The sequence below is a fragment of the Rhizobium sp. AN73 genome (genome assembly GCF_030757975.1).
GTDB lineage: Bacteria > Pseudomonadota > Alphaproteobacteria > Rhizobiales > Rhizobiaceae > Agrobacterium > Agrobacterium arsenijevicii.
This window is the reverse complement of sequence record NZ_JARWME010000002.1, coordinates 1,985,425-2,004,834: the sequence shown is the minus strand read 5'-3', so window position 1 is coordinate 2,004,834 and position 19,410 is coordinate 1,985,425. Positions and strand designations below refer to the sequence as shown.

The window sequence follows — 19,410 nt, the reverse complement described above, 5'->3', positions numbered from 1 at the left end:
TTTGGTTTTAACTGCTTGTTAATAGGAGTTGGCGGAAAGTAAATCCCAACGCAGGGCTGTCAAACTTTTGATGGCCGGGATTGATAATTTCCATATGGCGAGGTTGTCCCCCTTTCTCTCGTTAAATAAGCACAACTAATACAGGCGGTCGAAAGGCCGCCTTTCTTTTTGCCGTCATTCCGGATGCCGCTCAGCCGTTTTCCGGATGATCCATCGATTTCGAGACGAGAAGCACGGGCAAAAGCCCGGCGATAATGATGATGATGGCAGGCACGGCAGCATCCTGCACCCTGGAGCGGGACGCATCCTCATAGACCAGCGTGGCGAGCGTGTTGAAGCCGAAAGGCCGGAGCAGGATCGTGGCTGGCAGTTCCTTCATGGATTCGATCAGTACCAGAAGAAAGGCGGTCAGCGCCGCAGGCCGCATATTCGGTAACAGTACCTTGAACAGCGTCTGCAAACGGTTGCGCCCGAGCGTGCGTGAAGCCATGTCGATATGCGGCGAAAGCTTCTGGAAACCGGCATCGAGCGTTCCCTCCGCCATGGTCATGAAGCGTACCGAATGGGCGTAGATGATGGCGAAGGCGGTGCCGGAGAGCAGCAGGCCGCTCGAAAACCCGAAATGTGAGCGGATCAGCCCGTCGACGCGATTGTCGAGACCGGCCAGCGGAATGAGCACGCCGATGGCCAGCACCGTTCCCGGCACGCCATATCCCATGGAGCCGAGGCGGGCGGCCACCTTCGATGTGCGCGAACGCTCGGTGCGGATGGCATAGGAAAAAACGAAAGCCGCAATCAGCGTGACGAAGGCGGCGGAAAGCGAAACTTCGAGACTGTGCCCGAGCGCTTTCAGCAGCTTCGGGGCAAATAGCGCATCCAGCCTTTTTGCGGCGTAACCGCCAAGAACGATGACGGGAATGAAGAAGCCGCTGGCCACGGGAACGAGGCAGAACAGGCTTGCGGACCAGCGCCGCCAACGCCCGAGGCTCTTCAACCGGTGGCGCTGTGCCATGCTTGTCGCTTTCGGTGCGGCGAAGCGCTGTTTTTCGCGGGCGTTGCGTTCGATGAAGATCAGCGCCCCGACGATAAGCAGGATGACGGCGGCGATCTGTGTGGCATTGGCAAGGTTGCCGCGATTGAGCCACGTCTCGTAAATGGTGAAGGTCAGCGTCTGGACACCGAGATACTCGACGGCGCCGATATCGTTCACCGTTTCCATCAGGACCAGCGAGAGGCCGATGGCGATTGCCGGCCGTGCCATCGGCAATTGCACGGAAAAAAACACGTTGAGCGGTTTGGCGCCAAGCGTGCGCGCAGCTTCGGCCGCAAACCGTCCCTGCATGGAAAAGGCGGCGCGGGCCGACAGATAGACATAAGGGTAAAGCACCGAACTCAGAACCACCACGGCGCCGCCGAGCGAGCGTATGTCCGGAAACCAGTATTCGCGGATGCTGTGATAACCGAAGGCGGCGCGAAGGGCGCTCTGCACCGGGCCGGTGAAATCGAGAAACTCGCCGAAAGCATAGGCCGCCAGATAGGAGGGGATGGCGAGCGGCAGGACGAGTGCTGCGGATAATATCCGCCGCAACGGAAATTCGAAGGTGGTGACGAGCCAGGCGCAGACGATGCCGAAAAATGCTGTCGTCGCAGCCGTCATGGCCAACAGCAAAAAGGTGCGAAACCCGGCGCGTGGCAGGACATTGGCAAGAAGATGCTGCCACCCCTCCGTGCTGCCGGTCAGCGCCAGCCAGAAGACCGCCAGAACGGGCATGGCGGCAATGGCTGCGACGATGACCGCAGTGATGGGCAACAACGAAAAGCGTCGTGTTGCCGGAATGGAAACCGTCATGGAAATGCCAGCCTGCTGTCCTGCGAAAGCCTCAACCGGCTGTCCTTTCAGCCGGCGGTTCCCGCATTGCTACGCCCGCATGGCCTCAGTTGGCAAGAACCCGCTGCGACGGAAAGGTAATTTCCACCAGCGTTCCCTCATTCGGTGTCGAGGTGATGGAGAAGTTCGCGCGGTTGGCATCCACCATCGCCTTGGTCAGCGGCAGCCCCAGCCCGGTGCCATCGCCGCGCACGCGTTTGCCCGATGACGCCACCTGCCGGAATGGCTTCATGGCCTGCTCCAGCTCCGCCCGCGTCATGCCGATGCCGGTGTCGCGAATGCGCAGCGCTACGCTGCCATTGGCCTCATAAGCGGTGGAAACCACGATCTGGCCGCCCGACGGCGTGAAACGGATGGCGTTCGACAGGATGTTGAGCACGATCTGCTTGATCGAGCGCAGATCGGCGACGATCTGCGGCACGGATTGCGAAAGTGCCGTGCGGATGATGACACGCTGATTGTTGGCCTGCGGCTGCACCAGCGATACCGCTTCGGCCACCGTCTCGTTCAGCGGCACGGCGATGAAATCCACATCCATCTGCCCGGCTTCGATCTTGGAGATGTCGAGGAGATCGTTGACGATATCGAGCACATGCCGGCCCGAACGGCCGATATCATTGGAATATTCCACATAACGAGGGTGGCCGATCGGCCCGAAACGTTCGGTCGCCATCATGTCCGCAAAGCCGATGATGGCGTTGAGCGGCGTACGGATTTCGTGGCTGACGCGCGCCAGAAAATCGGTCTTGTGGGCGTTGGCGGTTTCCGCCGCGCGCTTGGCGTTGCGCAGCTCTTCTTCCGTGCGTTTCCACTGGGTGATGTCGCGAATGACCACGCAATAGCCGTGCGAGGATTTGAGCCGCCCGATGGTCATGAACAGCGGCAGAAATCCGCCGGATGCTTCGCGGCCGATTACCTCGCGGCCATCGTTCAGCACGCTGGCGACACCGTTATTGGCAAGGCCGGAAAGATAGTCCAGCACCGCGCGCTGGCTCTCGTGGGCAAAGAGCGTGACGAAGGGTTTTCCGGCGACCTCGCCATTGTCATAGTTGAACAGCGCACTGGCGGAGCGGTTGAGCGAACGGATTTCGCCGTCTTCGCCCAGGAGCACCACGCCATCAGTTGCCGTTTCCAGAATGGAATGCAGCTCCTCGACTTCGCCCTGCAACACGGAAACACTGCCTGTTTCGGCATTCGTCGTTTCGGTCGCTGCCATGTTTTCGTTGGCCGCCGCAACCGGCGCCTGTTTTTCTTCCAGCGGAACCAGCGACAGCATCAGCGCCTTGGTTTCTTCCCAGCGAATGGATTGCAGCCGCGCCTTGACGGGGATGATGTCATTTTCGGCGCTGACGACGACCATGCCGCCCTCGTTGTCAGGCATATCCTCCAGCTCCTGCCGTTGCAGCAGTGCTTCCAGTCCGCCGACCTCCTGCAACTCATCGAGAGAGCCGTAGCCCGTCAGTCGCAGAAAATCGGGATTGGCGTGGATCAGCCGGTCGCCGGCATGCACCAGCAGCGCCACAGGCATCTGGTCCAGCGTTTCGGCGCTCAGCGCATCGGCGGGGCGCGACGTCGCGCTGACCATCGCGGCGGCGATATCGGCTGCCGGTGCCACGTCCACTGCGGCGTCTTTGTGTTCCGCGGTCTCTATTTCTTCCATCGGCGCTTGAATGGCCACAGGCCGCTCGCCACGAACATAGTCCGCGAAGAGATCGGCTTCCTCAGCCGTTTCTGTCGCCTTGACGTCCTCTTTCACGACGGGCGCCAGGTCCACCTGCGTTCCGGCATCGATATCGTCATCAATATCCTGTACCGACGGCTCGGTAGGAAGGGCCTCTTCCTCCGTTTTGCGGCTTTCGTCCGAAACGGCATCCGCAGGCGCCAGCGTCCGGCCGATTTCCCGGAAAGCGGCCTGCTCGCCGGCGGTCAGACCCTCGCGGGAGCGCCAGCGGCGTTCTTCCAGATGCACGACCTTGTCGGAATAGGACGGCTCCGGTTCTGGCTCCGGGGCTGGCACGACTGCCAGGGCCGGCACTTCGAATTCCGGCGGGCTGTAATCATCGTGCCGTTCTTCGTCCGAAATCTCGGCCGGCGCAGCTTCTGCGGTTGGGGTTTCGTCATCGACCTCATCGAGGAATGCCAGCAATTCGTTGCTTTCATCCTCGGCAGCCGGCGGCGGCGAAACCTCGGTTTGAAGAATGTCTTCCCCGTTCAGGAAGGTGAGGCCGGTAGCGTGCGGATCTTCGACGGCATCGGCCAGCCGCACGATGCCGAAACCACGGAACCCGTCGAATTCGCGCGACCGCGTATAGGTGGGCAGGGCGGCGAGATCGATCGGCACCATGAGGGAGGTGCCTTCCACCGGCCAATAGATCGTCTTGCCCGACCATGTGTCGCGACGACCGAGAAGCTCGCGAATCTTGCCTTCCGGATCGAGATTGAAAAGTGCCGCCACATCGGCAAAGCCCATGCCCTCGACAGCTGCTGCCTTCGGACCCACCGCCTCCGCGAATTCGTGGGAGATCGAGCTGAAGCGCCCCTCAGCATCGATTTTCCAGACGAAACGGGATGCGCGCCCGCCGGCATTGAAGACAAAAGGCCGCGCTTCTTCCGTTGATTCGGTTTCCGCCGGAGTATTCTCTTCCACCTGTGCAACGGCCTGCACTGTCACTGGTTCAGCGATCTCATCTTCCGTCGATGGGCTGTCCGTGTCCAAAGCCTGTTCGGCATGGTCTTCGCCAGCCGCCCGGCTGATTGTTGGAACTTCAGCCTCATCCGCGTCCAGTTCGAAGAGATCGGCAATATCGTCGGTCATCGCCGCATTCGCGGCCGTATCGGCATCCTCCACGGGAATATCCGTCGGGGTCTCCGCTTCTTCTTCTACAGCTGCTGCTACCGGCAACGGCAGGACGGTTTCTTCACCCTGTTCCGCCACTACTTCGTCTTCGGCGTCCGAAGGCAGTTCCTCCACATCCTCGATGCCGGCGACGGCGTCGAGTACGGAATCGAACGAAGCAGCCGCTGCGGCAACGGGTGCTGTCTCCGCAACCGGCAAAGCGGGTTGGGCGACAGCCGGGGTTTCCTGCGGCTTATCTTCGGCAAAGCCGTTGACCGGATCGAGCGTTCCAAGCGCGGTCTCGACTACGAACAGCAGGTTGAGTTCGGGCGATGTGGTGATCTGGCCGGTGGCGGCGGGCATATAACCCTTGCCTGTTGGCACGGGCCGTTTGACGAGGTGACCTGCCTGACCTGCGGCCATCCTCACCAGCGTCTTTGCCGTATGCGGCGTGATGCCGAGCGACGCAAACTTGGCCGAGGCGGCAACGACCTCGTTGTCGCCATTGATAACGGCGATATGGATATCGGGATCGTCAAAGCCTTCGATCATGCGCCTTGCGCATTCCGCCGTGTCGGGTGCTGACTGATCGGTGAGGGCGGAAAACAGAACAGCGGGCTGGCCCGGTTCGGCCTCGATGATTTCCGCTCTGGCGGTAACGGCAAGGCTGCGGAAGCCCGCATTGATGCGAATGGTAAACGGCAGGCTGTCGCCCGCCTTGGAAAGGCGCGCCGCCGTCGCCGCCAGCTGCCGGAAGGTCACGTCCTGCCGTTTAGGGCCCTGTTCCAGAAAATCGTAGACCATCGGCGTGCCGAACAGCGCCGCACCCCGCCCATTGGCCCAAAGCGCGCTCTGAAGGTCGAGCGAGAACAAAGCCATCGCCTCGCCGCGGCCAAAACCTTCACGCACCCGTTCATGCACTGCGATATCGATAAAAGGATACTGGACGGCGGGCATGTCGAAACCTATTCTGGCACTACCGGACCTTGCGAGGCTTTCGGCTTCCTCATGAAGCTGAAACGTAAACCCTCTGAGGCACCACGTTAACAGAATTTTAAATAACTTCACAGCGCGGCGGGGTCCACCGTCGCCTGAATGAATCGCCAAATAGAGTTAACATGAACAGGGCTGGCCGCGCCCGTTCTGGCCCCGTTCCGGATTACAGGTGGCACGGGTTGCCGCCGTCTTTCGACAGTCTCTGCCAAATGAAAACCGCTTGCCTTTCGAAGCCTTTTTTCGCAAAATTCACCGAGGGACTTGCAAATGGGGAAAACACCTTTTATGTCACCCCCCGTGGCGCCGGTTCGGCGTTTGATGTGCGGTTGTAGCTCAGTTGGTTAGAGCGCAGGTTTGTGGCACCTGAGGTCGGAGGTTCGAGACCCCCCAACCGTACCATCTCCAATTTTCCGAAAATCCCCGAAAACCATTGCTGCGATTTCAGGCCGCGATCCATGTGATCAGCCGGCGCGCCGTTTTGCTGTGCGTGCATTCCTGCCATTTCCGCGTTCCCAAAAACCATTTGGCTAAAATCGCTTGCGCTGGTATTGTCCACCCAACGAAACCTTATGAAAGCCAGCAGCATAGCGTCTACGCTTGTGCGCGGCGAAATGGACAAGACAGTGATCGACCCCGGAAACGGCCCAAAGCCGTCGGAACAAGGGGCGTCGGTGGCAAACAAAGGGAAAGCGAAGCGATCCCGTCGTGGCAAGAAAAACAGGCGTGACGGTAAACCCCGTGACGTTGCTGTGCTGTCGCATGATGTTGCCGCGGATGTTCCGGCCGGTTCCCCCTATGTATCGGCTCTCGAGCCGGATGCCGAGCCGCGTAAAAGAAAGCGCCGCAGGCGTTCCCGCGGCAAAGGCAGCTCCCAGCAGACACCGCCTGTTCCCAGCGAGCAGCCCGAGGTTTTAGCCGCAACGGATGCCACTAATCCATCCTCCGTGCCGCCTGGTGTCGGTCGCAAGTCGCGCAACCGCAAGCGGGCTCACCGTGATCCGCGCAGTCGCGATCCGCAGGGCCGCCCGCTGGTTCCCTCCCATGCGCCCCGACATGTCGGCAAACAGAATGGCCGTGCCAACGGGGCGCAGGAACAGCACCGGCAGCAATCCGAAATGTCCGCCCGTCACGGTGGACGCCAGCAAGAGCATGGTCCGGAATTCGCGACGGACATGTATGCGGCGCTCGATCTCGGCACCAATAATTGCCGCCTGCTGATCGCGCAGCCGACACGGCCCGGCCAGTTCCGGGTTGTCGACGCCTTTTCGCGCATCGTCCGGCTGGGCGAGGGGCTGGTATCGACCGGCCGTCTTTCCGACGATGCGATGGATCGCGCGGTGGAGGCTCTCAAGGTGTGCTCCTCAAAGCTCGCCGGTCGCCCGATCAGGCGCATGCGGCTCATCGCCACCGAGGCCTGCCGGGCAGCAATCAATGGCGAGGAGTTTCTGGAACGGGTTACCCGGGAGACCGGGCTGCGACTTGAAATCATCAGCCGCGAGACGGAAGCGCGCCTTGCCGTATCAGGCTGCGCCTCCCTCGTCGGGCGCGAAGCGCGCTCGGTGGTGCTGTTCGATATCGGTGGCGGATCGTCCGAAATTGCGGTCATCAAGGTCGGCGAGAATCGCTCCAACCGGCTCGCCAACCATATCACCCACTGGACGTCGCTGCCGGTCGGCGTCGTGACCCTCTCGGAACGCCATGGCGGTCGCGATGTGACGCCGGATGTGTTCGCTGCTATGGTGCGGGAAGTCGAAGGGCTGCTTGATGCCTTCCAGTGCCCGCCTCTGGCGCCGCTTGCGCATCACGAGGATTTTCATCTGATTGGAACTTCCGGCACGGTGACGACGCTTGCGGGCGTTCACCTTGATCTGCCGCGTTACGATCGCCGCAAGGTGGATGGCCTCTGGCTTTCCGATACCGAGGTAACGGCGATGCAGGACAAGCTTCTGGCCTGGGATTTCGCCGGCCGCGCCGCCAATGCCTGCATCGGCCCCGACAGGGCCGATCTGGTTCTGGCCGGCTGCGCCATTCTCGAGGCCATTCGCCGCCGCTGGCCGGCGCGGCGCATGCGCGTGGCGGATCGCGGGCTGCGCGAAGGCCTGTTGACGGATATGATGGCGGATGACGGCGCATGGCGGCGTAACCGGATAAGGCGCATGCAGATGGCACGGCAGGACAGAACGGAAGGTTTGACATGAGCAAGGCGCCGACAAGCACCAATCGCACCGGCCGAAAGATCGGCCAGAAGGTCAAGAAGACCAAGCTCAAGGCCTCATCGCGCCGCTGGCTTGAACGTCATATCAACGACCCCTATGTGCAGCGCGCCAAGCTGGAAGGCTATCGCGCCCGCGCGGCCTTCAAGCTTCTGGAAATCAACGACAAGCACCAGATCCTGAAGGGTGCCACCCGCATCATCGACCTTGGTGCCGCACCCGGAAGCTGGTCGCAGATCGCTTCGAAGGTGACGGATTCCACCGAGGAGGACATTCGCGTCGCGGCCATCGATTTTCTCGAAATCGATCCCATCCCCGGCGTGAAAATCCTGCAGCTCGACTTCCTCGATCCGACCGCACCGGACCAGTTGATGGAGGCCGTTGGCGGCACGCCGGATCTGGTACTGTCCGACATGGCGGCGCCAACCACGGGCCACCAGAAGACGGACCACATCCGCACCATGCATCTCTGCGAAGTCGCGGCCGATTTCGCGGTTCAGGTGCTGGCGGAAGGCGGCCATTTCCTTGCCAAGACCTTCCAGGGCGGCACGGAAAAGGCATTGCTGGACATGCTGAAGAAGAACTTCAAGCAGGTCCTGCATATCAAACCGGCGTCTTCGCGGTCGGAATCGGTCGAAATGTTCCTGCTCGCCAAGCACTTCAAGGGCCGGACGGCCGCAACGCAGTCCGTTATGCACGTGGATGAGGCGGACGAAGACTAACGCATCGGATAGAAATCGTGTTCGATTTTCGTCTGTAACGTGTGCAGATTCAAACAGTTAGAGCGCCGTGTGTCCGGAAGGATGCACGGCGCTTTTGTTATTCCGCCGGTTGCGAGACCTTGCCGCGGTGGCCGGAGACGGCCGCCCCCGCATTGCCGTCCATGCGGATGATCGGAACGATGGCGAACAGCGAGACGAGCGCCACGATGGTGAAGGCGATGTGGAAATCGGCAAGCTGCAGATGCGAGCCGGATATCATGCTGCTGACTTCCAGAATGGCGGCGGCGAAAGCGACGCCCAGCGCAAGGCTGATCTGTTGCAGCACTGATGCCATCGAGGTCGCCTGACTTGCCTGGCTGTCCTCGATATCGGAATAGCTGAGCGCGTTCGATCCGGTGAAGAAGAAGGAACGGGCAAACCCCGCCGTGACCAGACAGATCATGATCAGCGGGTAGGGGGTATCAGGCGTGAAGAAGCTGTTGGCGAGCGTCGTGAAGGCGCCGACGATGCCGGCCCCGATCAGCGTTGATCTGAACCCTGTTGCGGCAAAGACCCGCTTGGCCATGAATTTCGTGGTGATAGCGCCGATTGCGCCGGCAAAGGTGATCATGCCTGATTGAAACGGGTTGAGCCCGAAACCGATCTGCAACATCAAGGGCATCAGGAAGGGAATGGCGCCCGTGGAAATGCGGAAGGCGGTGCCGCCGACGGTGGCCGCCCGGAACGTCGGGTTGCGGAAAATTCGGAAATCCAGAATCGGGGCAGGGTGGTTTGCCGCGTGGCGCAGATAAAGGAAGCCGCAGATAAAACCGATGATCGTCGAGGCAATGCCGATGGCGGGCGGCAGTGCCGGAAGGCTGACGACCGACACGCCGAAAACCACGCCCGACGCTGCAAGGCCTGATAATACGAACCCCTTGCCGTCCATTGGCGGCGGATTGGTGGTTTCGATTTCCGGCAGGAAGATCGTCGACAGCCAGATGCCGATGACGCCGATGGGCACGTTGATGAGGAAAATCCAGTGCCATGAAAAATAGGTGGTGATGAAGCCGCCGATCGGCGGGCCGGTCAGCGGCCCGACAAGCGCCGGTATCGTCAACAGCGCCATGGCGGAAACGAGTTCGCTGCGTTTCGTCGTCCGCAGGAGGACGAGGCGGCCAACGGGCGTCATCATCGCGCCGCCCATGCCCTGCAGGAAACGCGAGACGACGAATTCGAACACCGACGACGAGACCGCGCAGCAGATTGACCCGACGACGAAAACGCCGATGGCGAAACGGAAGATTTTCTTCGCGCCGTATTTATCGGCCATCCAGCCGCTGATGGGAATGAAGATCGCCAACGACACCATATAGGCCGTCAGCGCGAGCTTGAGCGTGATCGGACCGACATGGAGATCGGCCGCAATCGCCGGAAGCGATGTGGCGATGACGGTGGAGTCCATCTGCTCCATGAAGAGAGCAACTGCAAGGATCAGGGGAATGATGCGGTTCATGAGGCTGCCTGCGGCTCTCCGCTGCGACAATGGTATCGCAGTTCCTCCTACGCCTGATGGGCCGGCTTGCCAACACGTTAATTATCAATTTCTGAAGTTCCGATCAAACCTGCGTGAGGCCGGTTTCCTTGCAACTTTCTCGCTCTATTGTCCGTTGGGCACAGTGACTTTGGCGATATCGGGAGAAAATGATGACTCAATCCTTGAGCATGAGCAGACGCGGCCTTATCGGTGCGGCGGGCGCAAGCGTTCTCGGCGCTCCGCTTTTGATGGCACGCACCGCAACGGCTCAGCCGAACCAGCCGCAAACCTCCATGGAGATCAAACACGCCATGCCGCCGGAAACGAACCGCTTCAAGCTTGGTAATTTCGAAGTGCTTGTCGTGAAGGACGGTGCGCGCGCCGCGCCCAATCCGGGTGAGACCTTCGGCACGGACCAGTCGGCGGAAACCGTCGGCAAGCTGCTGGAAGACAATTTTCTGCCGAAGGAGCAATTCGTGAATTCCTTCTCGCCGGTTCTCATCAATACCGGCACGGACCTCGTGCTGTTCGACACCGGTTTCGGCGAGGCTGGCCGAGGTGCCGGAAACGGTCGCCTGACCGAAGGCATGGCGGCGGCCGGTTATTCGCCGGAGGATGTGACCGTGGTCGTGCTGACCCACATGCATGGCGACCACATCGGTGGGCTGATGGAAAAGGGTGCGCCCGCTTTCTCCAAGGCGCGTTATGTTTTCGGCCAGACGGAATATGATTTCTGGACGGATGAGAAGCGAGTGGGAACGCCTGCCGAAGGCGGCCACAAGGGCGTCATCGCCACCGTCAAGCCGCTCGCGGAAAAGGCGACCTTCATCGGCGATGGCGCCAATGTGGTGTCCGGCATCACCGGCATTGCGGCGTTCGGCCATTCGCCGGGGCACATGATCTTCCGAGTCGGATCGGAGGGTAAACAGCTGATCCTGACGGCGGATACGGCCAACCATTTCGTGCTGTCGCTGCAAAGGCCGGACTGGGAGGTGAAGTTCGACATGGACAAGGCGGCTGCTGCTGCGACCCGCAAGAAGGTCTACGACATGATCGCCACCGAACGGTTGCCTTTCCTCGGTTATCATATGCCTTTCCCGGCCGTCGGTTACGCGGAAAAGCTGGATACGGGTTACCGTTTCGTGCCGAAGTCCTACCAGTTCGACATCTGATCTCTGCTGCAATGCAGCAACAGAAGAAGCCCGGAAGGTCATTCCGGGTTTTTTCTATTCCCTTCCTGTCATGAACGTGTTACCAGCCCTCGCCAACTTCCAAGCAATCCTTGCAGGGCGCCGGGGTGAACTTTTCGTTCCGGAACGGCCACGCATTTTCATTATGAAGGAATTTGGTCATGGCACGCATCATTCAAACACCCACTGGTTTGGACGCTCTCACATTTGACGATGTGTTGCTGCAACCCGGACATTCCGAGGTTATGCCGGGACAGACGAATATCGCCACCCGCATTGCCCGCGATATCGATCTCAACCTTCCGATCCTCTCTTCCGCCATGGACACGGTCACGGAAGGCCGTCTTGCCATCGCCATGGCCCAGGCCGGCGGCATCGGCGTCATCCACCGTAACCTCACCCCCATCGAACAGGCCGAAGAAGTCCGGCAGGTGAAGAAGTTCGAAAGCGGCATGGTCGTCAACCCGGTCACGATCGGCCCGGATGCCACGCTCGCAGAAGCACAGGCCTTGATGAAGGCGCACGGCATTTCCGGTATTCCGGTGGTTGAAAACGGCGGTTCCGGTGGCCACAAGAACGGCCGCCTCGTCGGCATTCTTACCAACCGCGACGTGCGCTTTGCCTCTGATCCGCAGCAGAAGATCTACGAACTGATGACCCGCGAAAATCTGGTCACGGTCAAGGAAAGCAGCGTCGATCAGCAGGAAGCGCGCCGCCTGCTGCACAAGCACCGCATTGAAAAACTGCTGGTAGTGGATGGAAAAGGCAATTGCGTCGGCCTCATCACCGTCAAGGATATCGAGAAGTCGCAGTTGAACCCTAACGCCACCAAGGATGCGCAGGGCCGCCTTCGCGCCGCCGCCGCCATCAGCGTTGGTGCCGATGCCATCGAGCGCGCCGAGCGCCTCATCGATGCCGGTGTCGACCTTCTGGTCGTCGATACCGCACACGGCCATTCGCAGCGCGTGCTCGATGCCGTTTCGGTGGTCAAGAAGATGTCGAACTCGGTTCGCATCATTGCCGGCAATGTCGCCACCGCTGACGGCACCAAGGCGCTGATCGATGCCGGCGCCGATGGCGTCAAGGTCGGTATCGGCCCCGGTTCCATCTGCACCACCCGCATCGTCGCCGGCGTCGGCGTTCCACAGCTTGCTGCGATCATGGCCTCGGTCGAAGTCGCCAATGCTGCCGATATTCCTGTCATCGCCGATGGCGGCATCAAGTTCTCGGGCGATCTGGCCAAGGCAATCGCTGCAGGCGCTTCCGCCGTCATGATCGGCTCGCTGCTAGCCGGCACGGATGAAAGCCCGGGTGAAGTGTTCCTCTATCAGGGCCGTTCCTTCAAGGCCTATCGCGGCATGGGTTCCGTTGGCGCCATGGCACGCGGTTCCGCCGACCGTTATTTCCAGGCGGAAGTGCGCGACACGCTGAAGCTCGTTCCGGAAGGCATCGAAGGCCAGGTTCCCTACAAGGGTCCGGTTTCCGGCGTCCTGCACCAGCTGGCCGGTGGCCTGAAGGCCGCCATGGGTTATGTCGGCGGTGGCACGATCAAGGAATTCCAGGAGCGCGCCACCTTCGTGCGCATCTCCAGCGCCGGCCTGCGTGAAAGCCACGCCCATGACGTGACGATCACCCGCGAAAGCCCGAACTATCCCGGCGCGGTTTGATCTTTCGAGGCGAGATCCGTAACAACATAGTCTCAGTATTTGGCGCTCCCCGATTCATGCCGGATCGGGGAGCGTTTTCATGATGGGAGGAGAAAGCATGTCACCAACGACCGCAATGTTCTGGCCGATGATTGCCCATGTCTTTCTCGTCTTCTGGCTTTACGGCCTGCTGATCATCCGGCGCAACAAATACACCTTCAAGGACCGCAGATCGGCGATCAAGCTGCGCGATCTGGGCGAGGAGGCGCGCGAAAGCCATCTGGTGAACCGCAATATCGCCAACCAGTTCGAGCTGCCGGTCCTGTTCCACATCGCCTGCCTGCTGCTTTACATTACGGATGCGGACAACATCGTCACCGTCGTGCTGGCATGGCTTTTTGTGCTCTCGCGCTACGCCCATTCCTATGTTCACGTCACCAGCAATCGCCTGCGTCAGCGCGGGGCATTGTTCGGCATCGGCTTTGCGCTGGTCGTCTGCCTGTGGGCATGGCTCGCCATATGGTTGGCGCTGGAATAAATCAGCACCATGAGGTTGCCTCATAAGTGAGACAATCCCACCTTGCAAAATAACCCGATTTGCGATGGGTCAATTTCATGACGTCCCATCCCCGTTAATCTCTGCCTCGCCGTCAAGGATTTCAGGCGAGCAGAGATTAGGGAGTATGTCATGGCTAAGACAATGAAGGCGGCGGTTGTCCGCGCGTTTGGAAAACCGCTGACCATCGAGGAAGTGGCGATACCGGATCCCGGCCCCGGTGAAATTCTCATCAATTACAAGGCGACGGGCATTTGCCACACCGACCTGCACGCCGCAACGGGCGATTGGCCGGTGAAACCCAACCCGCCCTTCATCCCCGGCCATGAAGGCGTCGGTTATGTCGCGAAGATCGGCGCTGGCGTCACCGGCATCAAGGAAGGTGACCGTGCCGGCACGCCGTGGCTTTATACCGCCTGCGGATGCTGCATTCCTTGCCGCACCGGCTGGGAGACCCTTTGCCCGAGCCAGAAGAATTCGGGTTATTCCGTCAACGGCAGCTTTGCTGAATACGGCCTTGCCGATCCGAAATTCGTCGGCCGCCTGCCGGATAATCTGGAATTCGGTCCCGCCGCACCCGTGCTCTGCGCCGGTGTCACCGTCTATAAGGGTCTGAAGGAAACCGAAGTCAGGCCCGGTGAATGGGTGGTCATTTCAGGCATTGGCGGGCTTGGCCACATGGCCGTGCAATATGCAAAGGCCATGGGCATGCATGTCGTTGCCGCCGATATTTTCGACGACAAGCTGGAGCTTGCGAAAAAACTCGGAGCGGATGTCACCGTCAACGGTCGCGCGCCTGACGCGGTGGAGCAGGTGCAGAAGGCAACCGGCGGTGTCCACGGCGCGCTGGTAACGGCGGTTTCACCCAAAGCCATGGAACAGGCTTACGGTTTCCTGCGCTCCAAAGGGACGATGGCGCTTGTCGGCCTGCCGCCGGGCTTCATCTCCATTCCGGTTTTCGACACGGTGTTGAAGCGCATCACGGTGCGCGGCTCCATCGTCGGCACACGGCAGGATCTGGAGGAGGCACTGACCTTCGCCGGTGAAGGCAAGGTCGCCGCCCACTTCTCGTGGGACAAGCTCGAAAACATCAACGATATCTTCCGCCGCATGGAAGAGGGCAAGATCGACGGCCGCATCGTCGTGGACCTCGCCGCCTGATACCTATGACCGGAGGCGGCGCTCACGCAAATGTGTGGCGCCGCCTCCGCCCGCCTCGTTCCTCACCCTGCAATCTGCGCTATCCTTCCGCATCCGTGCGTCCAAGGAGGATAGAGCGATGGACAAGCCGAAGATTACGCAGGCCATGATCGACGCTTACGATGAATATACCCATCTCAGCCTCGACCGTCGCAAATTCATGGAAAAGCTCACCGTGCTTGCCGGGTCCGGTGCGGCGGCAGCGGCAATCGCGCCGCTGCTTTCGGCCAACAGCGCCCATGCGGCAGTCGTTGCACCTGACGATGCGGGGATCGTTGCGGAGGAGGTGACCTATCCCGCTCCCGGTGGCGAGATGAAGGGCTATCTCGTCACGCCGAAATCGGTTGCCGGCCCCATCGGCTCGGTCATCGTCATCCATGAGAACCGTGGCCTGAATGACCATATCCGCGATGTGGCAAGACGCGTGGCGCTTGCCGGTTTCAGGGCGCTTGCGGTCGATTTTCTCTCCCCGCAGGGCGGCACTCCGGCGGATGAGGATAAGGCACGGGAAATGTTCAGCGGTCTCGATATGGACGCAACGGTCGCCAATGCCGAGGCTGGTCGGGTGTGGCTCGCCGCAAGGCAGGGTGCGAACGGCAAGGTCGGTGCGGTCGGTTTCTGCTGGGGCGGCGGGCTGGTCAACCGTTTTGCCACCAAATCGGCGGGCCTGAATGCCGGCGTCGCCTATTACGGCCAACAACCGCCAGCCGCCGATGTGCCTGATATCAAGGCGCCACTGCTTTTGCATTACGCCGGTCTCGATGAGCGCATCAATGCCGGTATCGATGCCTATAAGAAGGCGCTGGAGGCAAACGGCAAGATCTTCGAAATCTTCGTTTATGACGGCGTCAACCACGCCTTCAACAACGATACGTCCTCGGCGCGATACGACAAGACCGCCGCCGATCTCGCTTGGGGCCGCACGACGGAGTTCTTCAAAAAATATCTGGCGTGATGGGGGGGCGGTCGCGTAGCGGACAGAAGGCGTGTGGGGCTTACCCCCTCTGCCCTGCCGGGCATCTCCCCCTCAAGGGGGGAGATCGACCCGAGGCTAGGTCTCGGCCATCTTCAAGGTTGAGATAGAACCGGCGATAGCGCGTCTTGCCGATCTCCCCCCTTGAGGGGGAGATGCCCGGCAGGGCAGAGGGGGGTAAAGCCCCACACGCCTTCGATCCACTGATCTAAATGCCGCCAGCCCCACGCTTCAAATGCTCATCGAGCCGGGGCATGATCTCCACAAAATTGCAGGGCAAGTGGCGATAGTCGAGCTGGGCCTTGAGGATGCCGTCCCAGGCATCCTTGCAGGCGCCGGGAGAGCCGGGCAGCACGAAGATGAAGGTGGCGTTTGCCACGCCGCCGGTCGCGCGTGACTGGATGGTGGCGGTGCCGATCTTTTCATAGGAAATGCGATGGAAGATGGCGGAAAACCCGTCCATGCGCTTTTCGAACAGCGGTTCCAGCGCCTCGGGCGTCACGTCACGGCCGGTAAAGCCAGTACCACCAGTGGTGATGACCACATCCACACCTTCGGCAAGCGTCCAGTCGCGCACGGTGTTGAAAATGGCGGCCTTGTCATCAGGCACGATGGCGCGGGCGGCGACCTGATGTCCCGCTTCCCTAATCCTCGCGACAAGTGTGTCGCCGGACTTGTCGTTCTCCAGCGTGCGGCTGTCCGAAACGGTCAAAACCGCGATGCCGAGGGGAATGAAGGGTCTTTCGCCTGCCATGGCCTTATCCTCGAATTGTTTGATCTTCAGATGGTCCGCGTCGCCTGAAAGTACCAGTCGGGGCGTTTGTTACGAAGCGATGTTTCCGCTTTTTGCGCGGCATCGAAGGAATGAAAAATCCCGAAACAGGTGGCGCCCGAACCGGACATGCGCACAAGGAAAGCGCCTTCCTGCGACAACATTCCGGCGATTTCACTGACTTCCGGCAGCAGCGCCTTTGCAGGTGCTTCGAGATCGTTGCGGCTTTGCGCAAGAAAATCCATCCAGCCGCCCGCTTCTCGCACCGGCAGAGACGGATTGGCCTTGTTCTGCAATCGCCGGAAAATCTCCGGCGTCGAAACGGCTTTCAGCGGATTGGCGAGCATCAGAAAGAGTTCCGGCAGAGCGGAGACTGGCTCAATATCCTCGCCGATACCGCGCGCGATAAGGGACCGGCTTTCAAGGCACATCGGCACATCCGCGCCCAGTGCGAGCGCGACAGAGGCAAGCCTTTGCGGATCGATCATGGCATTCCAGTGCCGCAACAGCGCCCGCAGCGTCGCTGCCGCATCCGCCGAGCCGCCGCCGATGCCGGATGCGACCGGCAGGTTCTTTTCGAGATGAATTGCGACCGGACGCGTCGGTTGACCCGTGGAGGCAAGCGCGTCGCGCAACAGGTCTCTGGCACGGGTGACAAGATTGTTGCCGCCGTCGCCCGCGCGCAGCAGGTCGCCGAAGGAACCGGAGATCGAGAAGGTGTCGGCATCGGCGTCGCGAACATGGATTGCGTCGCCGGCTTCGGTGAAGGTCACCAGCGTTTCGAGCAGATGATAACCATCCGCCCGCTGGCCGGTCACATGTAGTGCCAGATTGATCTTGGCCGGGGCCGCCTCTGTTGTTTCGACAGCCCCGGGAATGTCATCGGCGCGCATGCCGCGTCAGGATTTCTTGTCCGGGGCAGGGGCGGAAGGGGCCGGTGCTGGCGGAGCCGGCGGTTGTGGCGCGGCGTCCTTCTTGGCAGTGTTTTCGGCGTCCTTCTCCACCGGCGGCAGGCCGTTGGCGATCTTTTCCTTCACCTTGGCCTTGTCCAGATCGTCATTGTCGCCAATCAGCGCACGGTTCCACTGATATACGGCCTCGATCTTGCGGCCGACACGCCAGTAGGCATCGCCCAGATGGTCGTTGATGGTCTGATCACCGGCCTTGAGCTCGATTGCCCGTTCCAGCTCGGTCACGGCCTGGTCAAATGCGCCCAGCCGGTAGTGCGCCCAGCCCAGCAGATCGACGATGTAACCGTCGTTCGGCCGAAGCTCGACCGCGCGGCTGATCATCTTCATCGCTTCGTCGAGGTTGATACCCTTGTCCACCCAGGAATAGCCGAGATAGTTGAGCACCTGCGGCTGCTCCGGGTTGAGTTCGAGCGCACGCTTGAAGTCCGGCTCGGCCTTGTCCCATTCTTTCAGGCGCTCATGGGCAATGGCGCGCTGGAAGAACACGGTCCAGTCCGATTTCTGCGGCACGGCGCCGATCACTTCGACAGCCTTGTCGTAGTTTTCGGCCATGGCCTTGTAGTCCTTGGCGTCGGAAAGCACGCTGCCATAGGCGAGATAGGACCGGATGTCCTTCGGGTCGGATTGCAGCAGCGATTGCAGGTGCTTGCGCGCTTCATCCACTTTGCCCGTCTGCGCCAGCGTCAGTCCGAGCTGCAGCTCGGAGATGCGGTGCATCGGAGAATCCTTCGGCACGTCGCGGTAGAAGGCGATGGCGCGGTCGGGCTTTTTCATCGCTTCGGCAAGTCCGCCGAGAAGGATCAGCGTATCGGCGCTTTGCGGATCGAGAGCCCGCGACGTCTGAAGGTAAAGCGTGACGATCTCTTCCGCACCTTCGCGGTTCAGCGCGCCTGCGATGGAAAACATCACGGAAGCAGCACCTTCGACGGCGTTGGTGATCTGCTGCGGCGGCTTTTCACCCTTTTCGATGGACTGGCGAAGCGCCTTTAGCGGTGCGTAGTTCGGCGCAAAAGTATCGCCGACCGCAATCGCGTCCAGCGCCTTCTGCTTGTTGCCGGCGGAAGCCTCCAGCCGGGCAAGTGCCATCACGGCGCGCATATAGGTGTCTGAAGCGGTTGCCCCGCCTTCGCGGTCCGTCACGGCTTCATTCAGGCTCTTGCGGGCGGCATCGGTATTGCCGGAGACAAGGGCGATTGCCGCCGCATTGTATTTCTGGAAGATCGAAATCCAGCCCGGACCCTTCATATTGTTGACGAGCGCCAGCGCTTCCTTCGGCTTGCCGGAACCGGCGCGCGCCCATGCGGTCAAAAGCGTGTTGACCATGCGGTCGAGATCGTTCGGACCGGTATATTTCAGGATTTTCTCGGCCTTGACGAATTCCTTGTCCTTGATGGCATCGAGACCGCGAACGATGGTCGTCACGCGCTCAACGGAGGTATCGTCCTTCATCGAATCGGCGATCTTGGCACCGGCCTCGAAATTGCCGCTCAAAAGCTCGGCGATCATCAGGCGCTGGCGGATTTCCGAATTGGCCGGATCGAATTCCAGCGCCTTCTTGTAGAGCGAAATCGCGGTGGGGTAGTCCTGATCGACATCGGCGTTGCGCGCGGCAAGGAAAGCACCGGAGAAGGTGTTTACCTTGGCGGGATCGAAAGTAACGGCCTTGGTTTCCGTTTTCGTCTCCGCAAAGCCGGGGCTTGCACCCGCCCCAAGTGCGAGAGCGGCGGCAAGAGCCGCGCTGCAGAGAAGACGAAGTGCTGGTTTACGCCGCATGAGGGAACCCTTGCCTTTGTGCAGAAGCACGGAAAAATCAGTTTCCATTGTTTGGTCACGATAGAATGGCTTTTTTGAAGCAACCCCGCAAGAAATTATGGCCCGTGCCACAATCTCTCCTTGCGGGGCGGCTGGCCCGAAACGTCGGGCGGATAGGC

At 60.7% G+C, this 19,410-nt stretch carries 13 protein-coding genes and 1 tRNA gene; 8 read left to right on the top strand and 6 right to left on the bottom strand.

Annotated features, from left to right (window positions below; translation table 11 throughout):
* Positions 1 to 190 precede the first annotated feature (190 nt).
* Positions 191 to 1,849, bottom strand: coding sequence for an iron ABC transporter permease (locus tag RBH10_RS19805; RefSeq protein ID WP_281039630.1), 1,659 nt, complete (start codon positions 1,847 to 1,849; stop codon positions 191 to 193).
* An 85-nt stretch (positions 1,850 to 1,934) separates the two neighbouring features.
* A complete protein-coding gene (locus tag RBH10_RS19800; protein ID WP_281039631.1) occupies positions 1,935 to 5,681 on the bottom strand; it encodes a PAS domain-containing sensor histidine kinase in 3,747 nt (1,248 codons plus the stop codon).
* 361 nt (positions 5,682 to 6,042) lie between these two features.
* Between RBH10_RS19800 and RBH10_RS19795 the strand changes: the two genes are divergently transcribed.
* From RBH10_RS19795 to RBH10_RS19785, 3 genes are all read left to right on the top strand, one after another.
* Positions 6,043 to 6,119 (top strand) — tRNA-His (locus tag RBH10_RS19795).
* 170 nt (positions 6,120 to 6,289) lie between these two features.
* Positions 6,290 to 7,918 carry a Ppx/GppA phosphatase family protein gene (locus RBH10_RS19790; protein WP_281039632.1) on the top strand — a complete coding sequence of 543 codons (1,629 nt, stop codon included), beginning with the start codon at positions 6,290 to 6,292 and terminating at the stop codon, positions 7,916 to 7,918.
* Positions 7,915 to 8,655 (top strand): RlmE family RNA methyltransferase, encoded by a 741-nt coding sequence (locus RBH10_RS19785; protein WP_045022002.1) that lies wholly within the window; start codon positions 7,915 to 7,917, stop codon positions 8,653 to 8,655. The genes RBH10_RS19790 and RBH10_RS19785 overlap by 4 nt, the downstream gene beginning before the upstream one ends.
* A 97-nt stretch (positions 8,656 to 8,752) precedes the next feature.
* Here the strand turns inward: RBH10_RS19785 and RBH10_RS19780 are convergent, their stop codons facing one another.
* Complete coding sequence (locus tag RBH10_RS19780) at positions 8,753 to 10,150, bottom strand: MDR family MFS transporter (protein ID WP_281039633.1); 1,398 nt, start codon at positions 10,148 to 10,150, stop codon at positions 8,753 to 8,755.
* A gap of 191 nt (positions 10,151 to 10,341) precedes the next feature.
* Here RBH10_RS19780 and RBH10_RS19775 point away from each other — a divergent pair, with 191 nt between their 5' ends.
* From RBH10_RS19775 to RBH10_RS19755, 5 genes are all read left to right on the top strand, one after another.
* Positions 10,342 to 11,343 carry an MBL fold metallo-hydrolase gene (locus RBH10_RS19775; protein ID WP_306180778.1) on the top strand — a complete coding sequence of 334 codons (1,002 nt, stop codon included), beginning with the start codon at positions 10,342 to 10,344 and terminating at the stop codon, positions 11,341 to 11,343.
* 179 nt (positions 11,344 to 11,522) lie between these two features.
* The gene (gene guaB / locus RBH10_RS19770; protein ID WP_035241640.1) at positions 11,523 to 13,028 is read left to right on the top strand and encodes an IMP dehydrogenase; all 1,506 of its coding nucleotides are present in this window, start codon (positions 11,523 to 11,525) and stop codon (positions 13,026 to 13,028) included.
* Positions 13,029 to 13,143: 115 nt separating this feature from the next.
* Complete coding sequence (locus RBH10_RS19765) at positions 13,144 to 13,545, top strand: MAPEG family protein (protein WP_306180957.1); 402 nt, start codon at positions 13,144 to 13,146, stop codon at positions 13,543 to 13,545.
* Between the two features lie 150 nt (positions 13,546 to 13,695).
* Positions 13,696 to 14,724 carry an alcohol dehydrogenase AdhP gene (gene adhP / locus RBH10_RS19760; protein ID WP_045021995.1) on the top strand — a complete coding sequence of 343 codons (1,029 nt, stop codon included), beginning with the start codon at positions 13,696 to 13,698 and terminating at the stop codon, positions 14,722 to 14,724.
* A 118-nt stretch (positions 14,725 to 14,842) separates the two neighbouring features.
* Positions 14,843 to 15,718 carry a dienelactone hydrolase family protein gene (locus tag RBH10_RS19755; RefSeq protein ID WP_281039635.1) on the top strand — a complete coding sequence of 292 codons (876 nt, stop codon included), beginning with the start codon at positions 14,843 to 14,845 and terminating at the stop codon, positions 15,716 to 15,718.
* A 226-nt stretch (positions 15,719 to 15,944) separates the two neighbouring features.
* On the opposite strand, the gene moaB is transcribed toward RBH10_RS19755, so the two are convergent.
* From moaB to RBH10_RS19740, 3 genes are read right to left on the bottom strand one after another with little or no spacing between them, the layout of a single operon-like run.
* Complete coding sequence (moaB, locus tag RBH10_RS19750; protein WP_281039636.1) at positions 15,945 to 16,490, bottom strand: molybdenum cofactor biosynthesis protein B; 546 nt, start codon at positions 16,488 to 16,490, stop codon at positions 15,945 to 15,947.
* Between the two features lie 26 nt (positions 16,491 to 16,516).
* The gene (locus tag RBH10_RS19745) at positions 16,517 to 17,401 is read right to left on the bottom strand and encodes a 4-(cytidine 5'-diphospho)-2-C-methyl-D-erythritol kinase (RefSeq protein WP_281039637.1); all 885 of its coding nucleotides are present in this window, start codon (positions 17,399 to 17,401) and stop codon (positions 16,517 to 16,519) included.
* A gap of 6 nt (positions 17,402 to 17,407) precedes the next feature.
* Positions 17,408 to 19,252 carry a tetratricopeptide repeat protein gene (locus RBH10_RS19740; RefSeq protein ID WP_306180956.1) on the bottom strand — a complete coding sequence of 615 codons (1,845 nt, stop codon included), beginning with the start codon at positions 19,250 to 19,252 and terminating at the stop codon, positions 17,408 to 17,410.
* Between the last annotated feature and the right edge of the window lie 158 nt (positions 19,253 to 19,410).